The organism is Synechococcus lacustris str. Tous (genome assembly GCF_003011125.1).
GTDB classification, from domain to species: domain Bacteria; phylum Cyanobacteriota; class Cyanobacteriia; order PCC-6307; family Cyanobiaceae; genus Synechococcus_D; species Synechococcus_D lacustris.
This window is the reverse complement of the sequence record NZ_PXVC01000284.1, coordinates 1-701: the sequence shown is the minus strand read 5'-3', so window position 1 is coordinate 701 and position 701 is coordinate 1. Positions and strand designations below refer to the sequence as shown.

The following is a 701-nucleotide window of genomic DNA, read 5'->3' as shown; positions in this document are numbered from 1 at the left end:
GGGTTTCGATAGTCACGTCCTGCTGCGGCAGCAGGGGTTTCAGCGGGCCCGCATAGGCGGTGGCCCAAGTCACATCCGCGCTGGGCCCCCGTTTGCGCTGCTTCGTCCACCAGGTTTCTGTGCGCCGCAGGGCTTCGCTACCGCTGATCCCCGCCGTTGTGGGGCCCTGCATCTTGGTGGCCTGCAGCCGTCGTTCGAAGGGGAAGGCCTCCAGCCCCCGGCGGTGCAGCTCGAGGTCACGCCCGAGCTCCTCAGCCAACTGACGGGCCTGATCCACTCCGGACGGGTAGGGGAAGGCCGTACTGATCCGCCGCTGCTTCCAGCTGCCATCAGACAAAGGCAGGCTGGCCCGCAACCGCATCCTTCCCCCGGATGGGGAAACTTCGAGGCTGACACTGGAACCCAGGTCCCGCAGGGCCCTGTTAATTCGTGTGAGGTAGGGATCGCGGCCGGCCATGGGGCGTGCCTAAAAGCGTGCCTACTCTCGCCCAGAACGGGCYGTTTTGTGCCTAAGCGGTGCCTAAATGCTCTTCCCGCCCTTGACCTGTTTTTTAGCTAAAACCCTTTCTGTGACTAAGGTTTTGAGGATGGGGGTCCCGAGGATCGAACTCGGCTAAGGCGAATTATGAGTTCGCTGCATTCACCAGATTGCTAGACCCCCACGTTTCTATTCTTCCAGATTCTATTTACCCATGTTGTTG

At 61.1% G+C, this 701-nt stretch carries 1 tRNA gene and 1 pseudogene; both read right to left on the bottom strand.

What is annotated here, in order from left to right:
* Positions 1-457 (bottom strand): annotated as a pseudogene (locus tag C7K08_RS14960) (integrase); the annotation flags it as partial.
* A gap of 131 nt (positions 458-588) precedes the next feature.
* Positions 589-661 (bottom strand) — tRNA-Ile (locus tag C7K08_RS15390).
* Positions 662-701 lie beyond the last annotated feature (40 nt).